Annotated in this window: 16 protein-coding genes; 11 read left to right on the forward strand and 5 right to left on the reverse strand. The window is 66.6% G+C overall.

Annotated elements, in window-relative coordinates; translation table 11 throughout:
• Positions 1-7: 7 nt before the first annotated feature.
• Positions 8-907, reverse strand: coding sequence for a LysR family transcriptional regulator (locus AzCIB_RS05965; protein WP_050415051.1), 900 nt, complete (start codon positions 905-907; stop codon positions 8-10).
• Between the two features lie 112 nt (positions 908-1,019).
• Between AzCIB_RS05965 and AzCIB_RS05970 the strand changes: the two genes are divergently transcribed.
• Entirely contained in the window at positions 1,020-2,186 is a 1,167-nt protein-coding gene (locus AzCIB_RS05970) for a mandelate racemase/muconate lactonizing enzyme family protein (RefSeq protein ID WP_050415052.1), read from the forward strand.
• Between the two features lie 75 nt (positions 2,187-2,261).
• Here AzCIB_RS05970 and AzCIB_RS05975 read toward each other — a convergent pair whose 3' ends face one another.
• Positions 2,262-3,044 carry a hypothetical protein gene (locus tag AzCIB_RS05975; protein WP_050415053.1) on the reverse strand — a complete coding sequence of 261 codons (783 nt, stop codon included), beginning with the start codon at positions 3,042-3,044 and terminating at the stop codon, positions 2,262-2,264.
• A 397-nt stretch (positions 3,045-3,441) separates the two neighbouring features.
• Here AzCIB_RS05975 and AzCIB_RS05980 point away from each other — a divergent pair, with 397 nt between their 5' ends.
• Positions 3,442-5,013, forward strand: a complete 1,572-nt coding sequence (locus AzCIB_RS05980; protein WP_050415054.1) for a sialidase family protein — start codon at positions 3,442-3,444, stop codon at positions 5,011-5,013.
• Positions 5,014-5,078: 65 nt separating this feature from the next.
• Here AzCIB_RS05980 and AzCIB_RS05985 read toward each other — a convergent pair whose 3' ends face one another.
• Together AzCIB_RS05985 and AzCIB_RS05990 are read right to left on the reverse strand one after the other, a co-directional pair.
• A complete protein-coding gene (locus AzCIB_RS05985; protein WP_050415055.1) occupies positions 5,079-5,540 on the reverse strand; it encodes a (2Fe-2S)-binding protein in 462 nt (153 codons plus the stop codon).
• Positions 5,515-7,830 carry a xanthine dehydrogenase family protein molybdopterin-binding subunit gene (locus AzCIB_RS05990; protein WP_050415056.1) on the reverse strand — a complete coding sequence of 772 codons (2,316 nt, stop codon included), beginning with the start codon at positions 7,828-7,830 and terminating at the stop codon, positions 5,515-5,517. Before AzCIB_RS05990 ends, AzCIB_RS05985 begins: the two co-directional genes overlap by 26 nt.
• A gap of 212 nt (positions 7,831-8,042) precedes the next feature.
• Between AzCIB_RS05990 and AzCIB_RS05995 the strand changes: the two genes are divergently transcribed.
• The 8 genes from AzCIB_RS05995 to AzCIB_RS06030 are packed head-to-tail and all read left to right on the forward strand — an operon-like array spanning position 8,043 to position 13,964.
• Positions 8,043-8,594: a SoxR reducing system RseC family protein gene (locus AzCIB_RS05995; RefSeq protein WP_502685647.1), complete on the forward strand. Its 552-nt coding sequence runs from the start codon at positions 8,043-8,045 to the stop codon at positions 8,592-8,594.
• On the forward strand, positions 8,591-9,172 hold the full coding sequence (gene rsxA, locus AzCIB_RS06000) for an electron transport complex subunit RsxA (RefSeq protein WP_050415058.1): 582 nt from the start codon (positions 8,591-8,593) through the stop codon (positions 9,170-9,172). Before AzCIB_RS05995 ends, rsxA begins: the two co-directional genes overlap by 4 nt.
• A 12-nt stretch (positions 9,173-9,184) precedes the next feature.
• The gene (locus AzCIB_RS06005) at positions 9,185-9,715 is read left to right on the forward strand and encodes an RnfABCDGE type electron transport complex subunit B (protein WP_050415059.1); all 531 of its coding nucleotides are present in this window, start codon (positions 9,185-9,187) and stop codon (positions 9,713-9,715) included.
• 13 nt (positions 9,716-9,728) lie between these two features.
• Positions 9,729-11,276 carry an electron transport complex subunit RsxC gene (gene rsxC / locus AzCIB_RS06010; RefSeq protein WP_050415060.1) on the forward strand — a complete coding sequence of 516 codons (1,548 nt, stop codon included), beginning with the start codon at positions 9,729-9,731 and terminating at the stop codon, positions 11,274-11,276.
• A 17-nt stretch (positions 11,277-11,293) separates the two neighbouring features.
• On the forward strand, positions 11,294-12,364 hold the full coding sequence (locus AzCIB_RS06015; protein ID WP_050418246.1) for an RnfABCDGE type electron transport complex subunit D: 1,071 nt from the start codon (positions 11,294-11,296) through the stop codon (positions 12,362-12,364).
• Positions 12,361-12,996: an electron transport complex subunit RsxG gene (gene rsxG / locus AzCIB_RS06020; protein WP_050415061.1), complete on the forward strand. Its 636-nt coding sequence runs from the start codon at positions 12,361-12,363 to the stop codon at positions 12,994-12,996. Before AzCIB_RS06015 ends, rsxG begins: the two co-directional genes overlap by 4 nt.
• Entirely contained in the window at positions 12,993-13,658 is a 666-nt protein-coding gene (locus tag AzCIB_RS06025) for an electron transport complex subunit E (RefSeq protein WP_050415062.1), read from the forward strand. Before rsxG ends, AzCIB_RS06025 begins: the two co-directional genes overlap by 4 nt.
• Positions 13,659-13,670: 12 nt before the next feature.
• Positions 13,671-13,964, forward strand: coding sequence for an RnfH family protein (locus AzCIB_RS06030; protein WP_050415063.1), 294 nt, complete (start codon positions 13,671-13,673; stop codon positions 13,962-13,964).
• 11 nt (positions 13,965-13,975) lie between these two features.
• Here the strand turns inward: AzCIB_RS06030 and yghU are convergent, their stop codons facing one another.
• Positions 13,976-14,854: a glutathione-dependent disulfide-bond oxidoreductase gene (yghU, locus tag AzCIB_RS06035; protein ID WP_050415064.1), complete on the reverse strand. Its 879-nt coding sequence runs from the start codon at positions 14,852-14,854 to the stop codon at positions 13,976-13,978.
• Between the two features lie 89 nt (positions 14,855-14,943).
• Here yghU and AzCIB_RS06040 point away from each other — a divergent pair, with 89 nt between their 5' ends.
• Positions 14,944-15,411 (forward strand): hypothetical protein, encoded by a 468-nt coding sequence (locus tag AzCIB_RS06040; RefSeq protein WP_232299370.1) that lies wholly within the window; start codon positions 14,944-14,946, stop codon positions 15,409-15,411.
• Positions 15,412-15,417: the final 6 nt, after the last annotated feature.

A 15,417-nucleotide genomic window follows, 5' to 3' on the forward strand; every position in this document is an offset into this window, starting at 1 on the left:
TCCTGCCCTAGCCGCCGCCCGCGAGCTCTTCGACCAGAAAGTTGATGAAGGCCCGCGCGCGGGCGGGCAGGTTGCGCTTGCCTGGGTAAGACACGTACAGGTCGGCGTTCGGTAGCGCGTAGTCGGGCAGCACGCGCCTGAGGCGGCCGCTCTCGAGGTACTTCGCGAGATCCCATTCCGAGCGGATCAGGATGCCGTGGCCGTCGAGCGCCCAGCCGAGCACGATGTCGCCGTCGTTGCTCGACAGCGCGCCCTGCACCTTCACGACTTCGGTGTGGCTGTCGCGCGTGAAGCGCCAGATGCCGTAGGCGTCGTCGTTCTGGCGATGGACGATACAGCGGTGGCGGGTGAGGTCGTCGAGCGTCACGGGCGTGCCGTGCTGTTCGAGGTAACGCGGCGACGCGCACAGGAAGCGCCGGTTCGACATGATGCGGCGGGCGTGCACGCGGCTGTCGGGCAGTTCGCCGAAGCGGATCGCGAGGTCGTAACCGGCCTCGACCAGGTCGATGGGGCGATCGGTGACTTCGAGCTGCACTTCGACGTCCGGGTAGCGCGCAGCGAAGGCCGAGACCAGCGGGGCGATTGTGGTGCGGCCGAAGCCGAGCGTCGCGTTGACGCGCAGCAGCCCGCGCGGCGCTTGCCGGCTGCTGGTGACGATCTCGTCCATCTCGCGCAGCTCTTCGAGCAGGCGGGCAGCGTGCAGCAGGTAGAGCTCGCCTTCGCTGGTCAGGCTGATGCTGCGCGTGGTGCGATTGACGAGGCGCACGCCGAGCCGTTCCTCTATCGCCGCGAGCCGCATCGTCGCTGCGGGCGGGGTGATGTCGAGCGCGCGGGCCGCGGCCGACAGGCTGCCGTGGCGGGCGAGCAGGACGAAGAACTCGAGTTCGGAGGCGCTGGCGGTTTTCAAGAAAACTGAAGAATGAAGTCAATCGACGTGAAACACCGGCGTGTTGGCGCGACGTAATGTTCGTCCGCCGGGGCCGATACCGTGCCCCCGAAAATACACAGGAGCCACGCCCGTGAGAATAGTCGAAATCCGCGAGAAGACCGTCCCGATCAGTTCGCCGATCCGCAACGCCTACATCGATTTCAGCAAGATGACGCTGAGCCTCGTCGCCGTCGTCACCGACGTCATCCGTGACGGCAAGCCGGTGGTCGGCTACGGCTTCAATTCGAACGGCCGTTACGGACAGGGCCAGTTGATGCGCGAACGCTTCATTCCGCGCATCCTCGAAGCCAACCCCGCGAGCCTGGTCGACGACACCGGCAGCAACCTTGACCCGCACAAGGTCTGGAACTGCATGTTCACGAACGAGAAGCCCGGCGGGCACGGCGAACGCTCGGTGGCCATCGGCACGATCGACATGGCGATCTGGGACGCGGTCGCCAAGATCGAGGGCAAGCCGCTGTTCCAGCTGCTCGCCGAGCGCTACGGCAACGGCACGCCGGACCGGCGCATTTTCGTCTATGCGGCGGGCGGCTACTACTACCCCGGTCAGGATCACGAAAAGCTCAAGGACGAGATGCGCAGCTACATCGACCGCGGCTATACCGTGGTCAAGAAGAAGATCGGCGGCGCGTCGCTCGACGAGGATCTGCGGCGCATCGATTCGATCCTCTCCGTGCTGCAGGACGGCCAGAAACTCGCCGTCGACGCCAACGGCCGCTTCGACCTCGACACGGCGATCCAGTACGCCAAGGCGCTGTCGCAGTACGACCTCTTCTGGTACGAGGAGCCGGGCGACCCGCTCGACTTCGAGCTGCAGGCGACCCTGCGCAACTACTACAAGAACCCGATGGCGACCGGTGAGGATCTGTTCTCGATGCAGGACGCGCGCAACCTGATCCGCTATGGCGGCATGCGCCCGGACCGCGACTGGCTGCAGTTCGACTGCGCGCTGAGCTACGGCCTGGTCGAGTACCTGCGCACGCTCGACATGCTCGCGCAGCACGGGTGGTCGGCGAGCCGCTGCATTCCGCACGGCGGGCACCAGATGTCGCTCAACATCGCGGCGGGCCTGGGGCTCGGGGGCAACGAGTCGTATCCCGATCTCTTCCAGCCCTACGGCGGGTTCCCCGATGGCGTGACCGTCGACAACGGCTACGTCACGCTGCCCGACCTGCCGGGCATCGGCTTCGAGGGCAAGGCGGACCTGTATCGCGAGATGCAGAAGCTGTCGGCCTGAGCGCCGCGGCCCCGGCCGGGGCCTTCGCTACGTCGCCCGGCAGGCGAGGGCTTTGGCCGACCTGGGAACTCGCGCCTACGCTAATCCGGCGTCCTCAAGCACCGGCTTCCAGCACCTATTCACGATCTTCCTGAACCCGGTCCCCTTCGGATGCAACTCGTTCGCCCAGTCCTTCGGTCCAAGCGTACCGCGGCTGTCCACGAGGAGCAGGTGGTTGGGGTCCCCAGGCGTGATCGCGGCGAGCATGTCGTGGAATGCGTCAATGAGGTATCTGACGCAGTCTTGCTGGAGTGCTTCCGGAACGTTGGCGGCGACGAGTGCCGGCTTGAGCCAACCGCCGGAACCGAACACACCCCGTCCGTCGGGATTCGTGTAGTCGTAACTGTGCATGACGATCTTGCAGTCAAGCGAGGTATGGGTGTAGATGCGGCCGATCAGCGTGCGGTAGTGCTGATCCATCCGCAGGAGGAATCCTGAAAGGCCGCTATCGCCCGAGCGGAAACATTCCTGGGCGGACTGCGCGTCGGTACAGTCAAGATTCAGAAGCGGGCGCATGTCGTTGAGCCCCGCGAAATCGTTTCCGCCGCCGCTGATGAACGCCGCAGAAAGGCTCGATCCATAGAGGCGCAGGGCGTCATTGACGCTTCGCTTGTACTTCCCTTCGACGTAGTCGAACGCCTCCGCGCCGTTCATACCCTTCGCAAGGATCACGTGTTCCATCGTGTCGACCAGCGGGCCGAGATAGCTGGTGAGGCTTCCTCCCGGGAAGGGATACCAGAACCATGAGTCGCCGATCGCCAGAATCGTCGGGATGACGCCCGCATTTCGCATTGCCCCTTCGTCCCAGTAGATGCTCATGATGGCCCATCCTCTTTTTGGTCTGGCACTGCAGTAACAGACCGTACGTCATGCCTGCGCATGTTCGTTCGCAGGGAGCTTCACGACGGTCTACCGGGCGAATACGGTTGGTGACGACCGGCCTTTTTTCGCCCATTGGAAACTGGTCGGATTGAGAGAAGAACGGGCCGCACGACTCTGTGCTGCATGCTATGCAATCAAGGTGATCGCCTGTCGTATGTCAAGGTCGTCAAAAGAAAAGGGCGACAAACCCACCATAGAAAGGGGCCAGGCCCAGACGCCGCCCGAAGCAGTACCAGTTCGGTCGATCGACGTTGGCCAGAATGGACGCACTCGGGTTGACTAGGTGTGGAATGGCATCTATCCAGAATGACGCCGTTCAGGAAGGAGTGCGATCATGTTCCATACGCAATCACGTTCGACGAGATCGGCAGTCCTGCGGGCGGCGGCCCTCGGCTTGGCGGTACTGGCAACCGGCGTGTGGTCCGGCGCGATGTACGCACAGACGCCGATCAGCGACTTCAGCTCGAACCCGGACGGCGGCAATCCGGACGATCCGCTCGCGGTGACGCAGTGCAACGGCGCGCCGCAACTGGGTGTCCTCTATCGCAATAGCGAGAGCGAGCCGCACCTCGCGGTCAACCCGCTCGACCCGGCGAACATGATTGCCGGGTGGCACCAGGACCGCTGGAGTTCCGGCGGCGCGCAAAGCCTGGGGGCGGCTTACACGACCGACGGTGGCGTGTCATGGACGCAGGTGGTGATCCCGTTCACGCGCTGTTCCGGGGCGGCGCCGCGCTCTGCGGGCGATTACGAGCGCGGCTCGGATCCGTGGATCAGCTTCGGCCCGACTGGCACGGCGCATTACATGGCGCTGGTCACCGACAGGTCGGTCAACGCGAACGCGATGGTCACCGCGCGTTCGACCGATGGCGGTAACACTTGGTCGGCGCCGGTGGCGATCGCGCGCATGCCCGCACAGGATCCGGTCGCGCGTTCGCTGTTCCACGACAAGAACACCCTCACCGCCGACCCGTTCGATGCACGCCTCGTCTATGCGACCTGGACCTTGTTCCGCACCGGGATCACGTCGCTTGTGTTCTCGCGCTCAACGGACGGGGGTCTCACCTGGTCCAAGCCGGCGCCGATCGCGACGATGGGCTCTGGGGTTGGGAGTTCCGAGAAGACCATATTCCGCCAAGGCGCGCAGATCGTCGTGCTTCCTGACGGAACGCTGGTTAACGCGTTCTTCCGCATACTGTTGGACGACGCTACCGGGCGCGTGACCAACGAGCAGGCGATCCTGCGTTCGACCGATCAGGGGCGGCACTGGACACGCCTGGATACGCGCGTCGCGCCGTTCGAGAGCGCGTCGGCGGTCGATCCCGAGCTTGGCATTCCGGTGCGCGACGCGGGTGGATTGCCGAGCATCGCGGTCAATCCTGGTTCCGGCGAAATCTATATCGCGTGGCAGGACCGTAACGCCAACAGCGCGGGGCTCGTGGGTGCCTTCGTCGCGCGCTCCAGCGATGGCGGCCTGACCTGGACGGCGCCGGTGCGCGTCAATCAGGGCACGACGGATGATGCGCAGGCGTTCCTGCCGATCGTTGCGGTCAGCGCGGATGGCACGGTGGGCGTGCTCTTCTACGATTTCCGCAACGACGTGCCCGGCGATGCGCCGTTGAGCACCGATGTGTTCCTGTCGCTGTTCACGCATGAACTGAGCTTCCTCGACGAGCGACCGCTGACGGCGAGCTCATTTGACATGCGTCAGATGGTGATCACCGGCTCGCGCGGCTTCTTCCCCGGCGACTACATCGGGCTCGCCAGCGCCAGCGGTGATTTCGTCGCGGCATTCACGCGGAGCAATGACCTCGGTCTGCAGGTGGTCTTCCCGCAAGACGAGAACGGCTTGTTCCTCGACACCCACAACCGCCAGGACATCGTGTTCGTGCGCGAGACGCCGTAAGCGGCGAACGCTGCCGGAAAGGGCGGGTGCCGGCAGCTCGCGCTGCCGGTGCGGCTGCGAGTGCGCTATGCCAGTTTCGCGGCAGCCTGATGAATGGCGGCGCGAATCCGCGGATACGTGCCGCAGCGGCACAGGGTGCATTCCATCGCCGCGTCGATCTCCGCATCCGTCGGATGAGGGGATTTCTTCAGCAGTGCGCAGGCACTCATCAGCTGACCGCTCTGGCAATATCCGCACTGCACGACATCGACCGCCATGAAGGCGAGGCGCAGCGCGTCGGCTTCCCGTCCGGCCAGCCCCTCGATGGTTGTGATCGAACGTCCTGCGGCGAGCGCGTCGGCGATTGTCGTCGTGCAGGCGCGAACCGCATTGCCATCGAGATGTATCGTGCAGGCGCCGCAAATCCCGACGCCACACCCGTACTTGGTGCCGGTCAGCTTCAATTCGGCACGCAGCACCCACAATAGCGGCGTATCCGCTTCGGCTTCGACGTCGGCTGTCTTACCGTTGATCAGCAGTCTGGGCATGGCAATTCCACTCGGGGGCTGGTTTGAACCGGAGCGGCAGCGATCGCAGGCGCTGTCCGGTCAATGCAAACAGCGCATTGGCCAATGCGGGGGCGACGGGCGGTGTCGCGGCTTCGCCGACGCCTGCCGGCGCTTCGGTACTCGGCATGATCTCCGTTTCGATCTCCGGGCAATCGACGATGCGCACGATGTGCTGGTCGCCAAACGTGCTTTGCCTGACGCGGCCGTTTTCGATCGTGATTTCGCCGAAAAGCGCGGCGCTGAGGCCGAAAATGATCCCGCCTTCGACCTGCTGCCGGATTAGGTTGGGATTGACCGGAAAGCCGCAGTCGATGACGCACGCCACGCGGTGGACCCGGATCTGCTCGTCCGTGTCGAGCGATGCTTCGATCACCTGGGCGACGATGCTGCCGAAGCTCTCGTGCAGTGCGACGCCACGCGCTCTTTGCGCGCCGCCTCGTGCGCGAGCCGGTGGTGTCCGCCAGTTTCCCAGCGCGGCCGCGCGTTCGAGCACCGCGCGATGCCGGGGATGGTGCTTTAGCAGTGCGAGACGGAAATCCACCGGATCCTGACCGCTCGCCGCAGCGGCCTCGTCGAGAAAGGATTCCGTGAAAAACGCGTGGTGCGAGTGCCCCACGGAACGCCAGAAGCCGATCGGCACCGGCAACTCGACCTGCTCGTGAGCGACGCGCACGTTCGGTAATTCATAGGGCAGATCGAAGGCGCCTTCCGAGGTCGTCTTGTCGCGGAACGGCCAGGGCAGGCCATACGTGCGTTCGAGCACTTGGGTAATGATCGACTGGCTGGCCGAGACGTTCCGCCATGCTGTCAGCCGGCCGTTGGCGTCGAAGCCGGCCTTCAGGCGCGATAGGCACGCCGGGCGGTAGAAGTCGTGGGTCGTGTCCTCCGCGCGCGACCACAGTGTCTGCACCGGAAGGCCGATCGCTTCGCGGGCGATTGCCGCCGCCTGGGCGATGAAATCCACTTCGAGGCGGCGCCCGAAGCCGCAGCCGAGCAGCATGACCTTGATGTCGACGTTGCCGGCCGGAATGCCGAGGACCCGGGCAACCGCATGCCGGGCCATCGTCGGCACCTGCGTCGATACCCACACGGTTGCCGAGTCGTTGTTGACCAGGACAGTGCAGTTCATCGGCTCCATCGTCATGTGGGCGAGGTACGGCGCGCGATATTCGGCCTCGATGTGCTTCGCAGCACCGGCCAGCGCACGCTCGACGTCGCCAGTCCGGTGATAGGTTAGGCCGTCCGCCTCGTCGAGCGCCTGCGACAACTTCTGCAAGAGGTCGACGCTGTTCACGCCCGCCATTGCGCCTTCGTTCCACTTGATCGCTATCGTTTCGAGAGCCGTGATCGCACGCCACGGGCTGTCTGCGATCACGGCGATGCCGGCGGTGCCGCCGTGGTAGCCATCGACCGGGACGACCTTGCGCACGCCCGGAAGGCCCGTCGCGCGTGCAGCGTCGACGCTCGCGACCGTGCCGCCGAGCACGGGACACATGCGCACGCTGGCGTACAGCAGCCCCTCGGGCAAGGCGTCGATCCCGAAGGCCGCGCTGCCGTCGAGCTTGCTCGGGCCTTCGATGCGCGCCAGCGGCTTGCCGATCAGCGTGAAGTCCTGGAGGGACTTGAGCTGAGGATGCTCCGGCAACGCTTGGCGTGCAGCCGCGCCGGCGAGCTCGCCGAACCCGGCTGATCGTCCCGAAGCATGGACGACCCGGCCGGACGATGCGCGGCACTCGCCAACTGGCACCCGCCACTGCTCGGCCGCCGCCGCGATCAGCATGTGGCGTGCAGCTGCGCCCGCTTCACGCATCGGCAGCCAGAGATCCTTCATGCTCGAGGATCCGCCCGTCGCCATGATCCCGAACTCGCGAGCGATCTTTGCGGTCATCCAGTCCGCAGCGCGCTTCACGGTGCCTTGATCGTCGGGCCGGAAAGGCAGGCTTTCGACGACGGCGGTGATGTTGTTGTAGATCGCGTCGATGGGCGCCATCTCGATGCGCACGCTCGACCAGTCCGCATCCATTTCGTCGGCCAGCAGCATCGCCAGCGAGGTCATGACGCCCTGGCCCATCTCGCTCCTGGTCATCATGATGGTCACGGTCCCGTCGGGCGCGACCTTGACCCAGCCGTTCATGGCCGTCTCGCCGCGGGAACTCGCCAGCGGCCGCGCGGAGACCATCCGCTGCCGTGGCGGCAGCACGGACCAGCCCACGACCAAGGCACCCAATGCCCCGGCTGTTCCGAGAATGAAGCGGCGTCTGCTTACCATGCGGCCATCTCCGTCTTGAATGGGACGAATTGCGCTCGCCACGTTCCTTCGCCACGGGAACTCACTATTGATAGATGGCGCTCGGCAGCGGGTCAAGCTGCGTTGCCACAGCGCGGGCGGGGCGGTGAGCGATCCCGTCTGCGTCGTGCTCGCCGACTTGCAGTTTTATCATGTGACAGTATTGACGAAGGTCAGGAGGAAACTGTATCGTTTTGCAAATCAACTGTTGGATATCAACCAATGAGCCAGGGTTATCGCTCTCCTGCGGAATACGACGACCGGGGACTTCGACTTGTCGAAGCCGAGGCGCGTGTGGTCGCCATCGAAGGGCAGGTCGCCTGGCTTCAGCCGGAGCACCGCAGCGGTTGCGGCGCGTGTGCATCGGCTTCGCTGTGTGGTGCTGCGACACTTGCTCGCGCGGCAGGGGGCGGCCGGGCGGGGCGGCTGGCGGCGCGCTGCGTCCCCGTCCGGCCGACCGGCTCGCCGTCGGTGACAGGATCGTCGTCGGTTTGCGCGACGACGCGCTCGCGCGGGCGGCGCTGACGGCTTACGCGCTGCCGCTGGCGGTGATGCTCGGTGCCGCACTCCTGGCGGAAATGGCGGGCGCCGGCGAGTCGATGACCGCCGTGGCGATGGCGGGCGGCCTGGCTGCGGGCCTCGCGCTAGCGCGGTGGGCCGGTGCGCGGGCGGCGGAGGGGCCGCGGGTGCTGCGCCACGCGAGCGCGCTTTCGGGCAGCACCGGCAACCAGGAGCGTGCGGCATGAACGAATATCTGTTGCTGCTCCTGTCGACCGCGCTCATCAACAACGTGGTCCTCGTGAAGTTTCTCGGCCTGTGTCCGACGATGGGGGTGTCGAAGAGCGTCGATGCCGCCCTCGGGATGGGGCTCGCGACCACCTTCGTGATCACGCTTGCCGCTGCGGCGAGCTGGATGCTCGAACACTGGCTGCTGGCGCCGTTCGACCTCGGCTTCCTGCGCATCCTGAGCTTCATCCTCGTCATCGCCGCCGCGGTGCAATTCACCGAAATGGCGATCCGCAAGACGAGTCCTGCACTGTACGAGAGCCTGGGCATCTACCTGCCGCTGATCACGACGAACTGCGCCGTGCTGGGCGTGGCGCTGCTGAACGTGCAACAGGGTTACGGCTTCCTGAAGAGCGTGCTGTTCGGCTTCGGCTCGGCGCTCGGCTTCACGCTCGTCCTGCTCATCTTCGCGGGGCTGCGCGAACGCCTGGCTCTGGCCGGCGTGCCCGCTGCGTTCTCGGGCGCACCCGCGGCCTTCATCACGATCAGCCTGTTGAGCCTCGCGTTCATGGGCTTTTCCGGTCTCATCCCTGCCTGAGGAGATCACATCATGCTTGCCGCCATCCTCAGTCTCACGATCCTCGGCGCTGTGCTGGGCGCCGTGCTCGGTGTCGCCAACCGCTTCTTCCATGTGGAGGGCAATCCGCTCGTCGAGGAGATCGAGGCGCTGATGCCCGGCTCGAACTGCGGCCAGTGCGGCTTTCCCGGCTGCGCCGGGGCCGCAGCGGCGATCGCGGCGGGCCAGGCGTCCCCGGCATGCTGCCCCCCCGGCGGGCGTTCGCTCGCGGTGACGATCGCGCAGCGCCTGGGCGTGAGCGTCGAACTCGGCGGAGCGGAGGATCCGGGGCCGCTGGTTGCCGACATCGATGAATCGATCTGCATCGGCTGCACGCGCTGCATCCGCGCGTGTCCGACCGACGCGATCCTGGGCGGGCCAAAGCAGATTCACAACGTGATGCGCGATTCCTGCAGCGGCTGCGCGCAATGCATCGATCAATGCCCGACCGAGGCGATGGTGATGCAGCCGCTGCCGATCACGCTGCAGCAGTGGTTCTGGCCGAAACCGGCGTTGCAGGGCTGAGGGGGAGCAGGACATGGGTATTCTCGATCGATTCCTGCGCACGGCGCGTTTCAGTGGCGGCGTGCATCCGGATGACCATAAGCGCCCGGCCGCGGACGCGCCGTTGCGGGTGATGCCGCCCCCGGCCCGTGTGTACGTGCCCCTGGTGCAGCACATCGGCAGTCCGGCGCGCGCCGTCGTCGCCGTGGGCGATCGCGTCAGGAAGGGCGAGTGCATCGGCGAGCCGCAGGGCGCGGTGTCGGCGGCGATCCATGCGCCGACCTCCGGGCGCGTGATCGCGATCGGCGACATCGTCGCGCCGCATCCGTCCGGATTGCCGGTGCGGGGGATCACGATCGAGAGCGACGGGCGCGACGAATGGTGCGAGCTGGAGGGCTGCGACGATCCGTTCGCGCTCGACCCGGCGGAGATCGGCCGGCGCGTGGCGCGCGCGGGCGTGGTCGGACTCGGCGGGGCTGCGTTTCCGTCGGCCGTGAAGCTTTCGGGCGGACTCGGCGCGCGCGTCGAACTGCTGATCATCAACGCGAGCGAATGCGAGCCCTTCCTGTCCTGCGACGACCGCCTGATGCGCGACCGCGCGGCAGAGGCCGTCGATGGCATCGCGATCATGCTGCACGCGACGGGCGCCCGCGAGGCGCGCATCGGTATCGAGGACAACAAGCCGGAGGCGATCGCCGCGATGCGGGCGGCCGTTGCCGGGCACGCGCGCATCCGCGTCGAGGTGATCCCGACGCGCTATCCGATGGGTTCGGAAAAGCATCTCATCCTGGTCCTGACCGGTCGCGAGGTGCCCGCCGAAGGGCGTCCGTCCGATATCGGTGTCGTCGTGCATAACGTCGGCACCGCGGTGGCGGTGCGGAATGCCGTCCGGTTCGGGCGTCCGCTGGTGTCGCGCCTCGTCACCGTGAATGGCGCCTGCGTGCGCGAGCCGGGGAACGTCGAAGTGCCGATCGGCACGCTCGCCGGGGAGGTGCTCGCGTTCTGCGGCGGCATGCGTGCCGATCACGGCGGCCCGGCGCGCCTGCTCCTCGGTGGTCCGATGACCGGCATGCAGGTGGCGACGCTGGAAGTCCCGGTAATCAAGGGCACGGGGGGAATTCTGGTGCTCGACGCGGCGGAGGTCGGCGAGGGCGACGGCGGTCCATGCATCCGCTGCGGCGATTGCATGCGAGCGTGCCCGGTCGGTCTGCTGCCGCTGGAGATCGCCGCGCGGGTCCGTGCCGGCGAGGTCGATGCCGCCGCGCGTTTCGGCCTCGCGGATTGCATCGCCTGCGGATGCTGCGCCTACGTGTGTCCGTCGCGCATCCCGCTCGTGCAGTACTTCCACCATGCGAAGGGTGAACTCGCTGCGCGGGCACGTGGAACGCAGCGCAATGAAACGATCCGCACGCTCACGCGGGCGAAAACCGAGCGGCTCGAGCGCGATGAACGCGACAAGGCCGAGGCGCTTGCGCGGCGCGCGGCCGCGTCCGTGGCAGCCGCAGCGACCGCGAAGCAGCCGGTAGCGGTCGCGGAGAAGGCGGTCGAGGACGCGAACCAGGAATCAGGAGTCTGCGCGTGAGCGGTCACGATCAATTCATGCCGGCACCGGCGCCGGCTCCTCATGCCCATGTGGGGACGGACGTCGGGCGCACGATGCGCAGCGTGCAGTTGGCCCTGCTGCCGGCGACCCTGTTCGGGTTCTGGCTCTTCGGCTGGCCGGCGGTGCATCTGTTTGTGATCACGGTCGGGGCGTGCCTGCTCACGGAAGTCTTTTGCCAGCGGCTGCGTGGCTGCGAGAGCCGGCTGTGGGACGGTTCGGCGCTGCTCACGGGCTGGCTGCTCGCGCTCTCCCTGCCGCCGTGGGCGCCGGGCTGGATCGGTGCGCTCGGGGGCGTCATCGCGATCGCTATCGGTAAGCAGGTATACGGCGGGCTCGGGCAGAACCTGTTCAATCCGGCGATGGTGGCGCGCGTTGCGCTGCTGGTGTCCTTCCCGGTGGCGATGACCCACTGGGTGGCGCCGCTGCCGCTCGGGTCGGCAGGTGCGCCCGGTTTCATGGAAGGCCTGCGCATCACGCTCGGGGCGCTGCCGGTGCCCGATGCGGTGACCTCGGCCTCGCTCCTCGGCCATGCCAAGACCGAGCTGTCGCGCGGCATCGACCTCGCGCAGATGCTCGATGCGGCCGGTGGCACGCTTGCGGCGTGGAACGGTGTCCGCGCGGGCAGCCTCGGCGAGACCGGTGCAGTGCTGCTGCTTTTGGGCGGACTCTACCTGCTGGCGCGCGGCGTGATCCGCTGGCACATCCCGGTCGGCGTCTTTGCGGGCCTCGCGCTGCCTGCCGCGGTGGCGCACGCGATCGACCCCGGCCACTACCTTTCTGCGACGACGCATCTCGCCTCCGGCGCGGTCGTGCTGGGGGCGTTCTTCATCGCGACCGACTACGTCACCTCGCCCAATACGGCGTCCGGGCAACTGCTCTACGGACTCGGTATCGGCCTGCTGACCTGGATCATCCGCAGCTGGGGCGGCTATCCCGAAGGGATCGCTTTCGCGGTGCTGCTGTTCAATGCGCTGACGCCGGTCATCGACCGCTATTGCCGTCCCCGGATCATGGGGCGGACGCGGCGCGGTGCGCCGATCCGGGCGACGCAAGGGAGTGCCGAATGAATGTTCGTGAGACGCCGAAGGGCATCGCCGCTATCCGGGAACGGCTCGGCTACCAGCCCGTCCTGCTCGCCGTTGCGGCGCTGTTGGCGGGCGCTGCGCTGACGTGGGCACATGGTGCGACGAAGGCCCCCATTGCCGCCGCCGAAGCGACTGATCTGCGTAACACCCTCGCGCAGGTCATGCCCGAAGGGTTTGCCGACAACGACCTGTTGGCGGATGTGGTGGAGGTCGACGGCGCGCGCGGGGCGGTGAAGGTGCACGTCGCCCGTCGCGCGGGCGCTGCCGTTGGCGCCGTCTTCCGCATGGCGGAGCGCGGCTACGCCGGCGAGGTGGCGCTGCTGATGGCCGTCGACGCGGACGGCCGCGTCCTCGGCGTGCGCGTCCTGAAACACGCCGAGACGCCCGGGCTGGGCGACAAGATCGAACGCGCGAAGTCGCCGTGGATCGACGGCTTCGCCGGCAAGTCGCTCGCCGAACCGGCGCCGGCGCAATGGGCCGTGAAGAAAGACGGCGGCGTGTTCGACGCCTTCGCGGGGGCGACGATCACGCCGCGTGCGGTGGTGAAGGCGGTCCGCTCCGGGCTGGAGTTCTTCTCGGCGCAGCGCGCCGAAATCCTGGGAGGTCGCACATGAGCCACGCACGCATCCTGCGCGAGGGGCTGTGGGGGAACAATGTCGTGTTCTCGCAGATGCTCGCGCTGTGCCCGACCATGGCGGTGACGACCTCCGGCACCAACGCGCTCGCGATGGGCCTGGCGACGACCGCGGTGTTGGTCGTGTCGAACATCCTCGTATCGCTCATCCGCGACGTGGTCAGCACCCAGGTCCGCATCCCCGTCTTCGTCGTGCTGATCGCGACGCTGGTGACGATCGTCGATCTCGCGCTGAATGCGTGGGCGCACGAGTTGTACAAGGTGCTGGGGCTCTTCATCGCGCTGATCGTGGTGAATTGCGCGATCCTCGGGCGTGCGGAAGCCTTTGCGAGCAAGAATGGCGTCGCGGCCTCCGCGGTCGACGGGCTGGCGACCGGGCTCGGCTTCACGCTGGCGCTGACCGTGATCGGCCTGATCCGCGAGCTGTTCGGCGCCGGGACGCTGTTCGCGCAGGCGAGCTTGTTGCTCGGCCCGAGTTTTGCGTTCCTCGAAATGCGCGTGCCGGCCTACGAGGGCGCCTTGCTGATGATCCTGCCGCCCGGAGGCTTCGCCGTGCTCGGGCTGTTGCTGGCGGCGAAGCGCGTGTTCGAGGGCCGGCGGCGTGCGGACGCGGCGGCGTCCGTGCCCGTGGCGGCAAGCTGAAGGAGGTCGTCGATGCAGATCGTGGTCGCTTATTCCGAACCGGGGCAGCAGGTAGCGCTTAAGCTCGAACTGCCCGAAGGCAGCAACGTGAAGGCTGCGATCGAGCGTTCGGGCATTCTCGGATTGTTCCCGCACATCGACCTCGCGGTTCAGAAAGTCGGCGTCTACGCGCGGGTCGTCAAGCTGGACGCCACCCTCAAGGACGGCGACCGGGTCGAGATCTACCGCCCGATCACCTGCGATCCCAAGGCGGTGCCGGTGCGCAAGACGCGCAACAACACGCAAGCGACCGACGCCGGGGCCTGAGGTGACGTCGCTTAGTCGTCCTGCCCCGGCGCGAGTTTTTCCTGCGTCCGGTCGTCGAAGTCGCTCGCGTCGTGCCGCTCGTGGAGCTGCTCGCCCGGTTCGCCCCACGTGCGATTGACCTTGCGGCCGCGCTGCACGGCCGGCCGTTGGGCAATCTCCCGTGCCCAGCGCAGGACATGCGTGTAGGTGCTTGCGTCGAGGAACTCGGCCGCCTCATACACCTGATTCAGCACCAACCCGCCGTACCACGGCCAGATCGCGATGTCGGCGATCGTGTAGTCGTCGCCGGCGATGTAGCGCCGTTCGGCCAGCTGGCGGTTCAGTACGTCGAGCTGGCGTTTCGCCTCCATCGCATAGCGGTTGATCGGGTACTCGTATTTTTCCGGCGCATAGGCGTAGAAATGGCCGAAGCCGCCACCGAGGAGGGGCGCGCTGCCCATCTGCCAGAACAGCCACGACAGGCACTCGGTGCGCGCGGCCAGGCCCTTGGGCAGGAAGGCGTCGAATTTCTCCGCGAGGTACAGCAGGATGGAGCCGGATTCGAATACGCGGATCGGCGGGGTGACGCTGCGGTCGAGCAGGGCGGGGATCTTGGAGTTGGGATTCACCGCGACGAAGCCGCTGCCGAACTGGTCGCCCTCGGTGATGCGGATCAGATGGGCGTCGTACTCGGCCCCGGCAATGCCGTGTTCGCGCAGCTCCTCGAGCATGATCGTGACCTTCACCCCATTCGGCGTCGCCAGCGAATACAGCTGCAGCGGGTGCTTGCCGACCGGAAGCGACTTGTCGTGCGTGGGGCCGGCGATCGGGCGGTTGATGTGGGCGAACTTGCCGCCGCTGGGCGCGTCCCATTTCCACACCTTCGGCGGTGTGTAGGTCTTGTCGTTCATCCGGATGTCCTCATACCTTCAGCTCAGACGCAGAAATCCTGCAGTGCTTCGCATTTAGAATATCGAACCTTCATCGACACCGTGCTCCAATGAAAATTCCGTCGTCCGCATTTCTCGTGCTCATGCTGTTCTTGGTTCCCGCGCTGGCGCAGACGACGTCCGCCGCGAAGCCCGCCTCGATGCGCATGGCGCCCGTGCCGTTCAAGGGGGTGGATTACAGCGGTGTCTATGACTGCCGCGGCATGGACAGCCACGAAGGCCCGTACAACGGCGTCGTGACGCTGGAACTGGTGCCGTCCCAGAGCCACGGCGAATACGGGGCCTATCGCTTCAAGCTCGAGGTGTCCGGATACGGCGAGTACCCCGGTCAGGCCGCGGCGAAGGGCCGGGAGATGGGCATCTACTTCGCCAACACCGACCCGGCGCCCAAGGATTACGGTACCGGAATCGCGTCGTTCGCGAAGGGCAAGAACGGCAAGTGGACCTTCACGAAGTACTACTACGAGCCCGAGTTCAAGGGCGGAAACTTCGGAACGGAGACCTGTTTTCAGCGCTAGGTCCGG

Source organism: Azoarcus sp. CIB, from assembly GCF_001190925.1.
Lineage (GTDB): Bacteria > Pseudomonadota > Gammaproteobacteria > Burkholderiales > Rhodocyclaceae > Aromatoleum.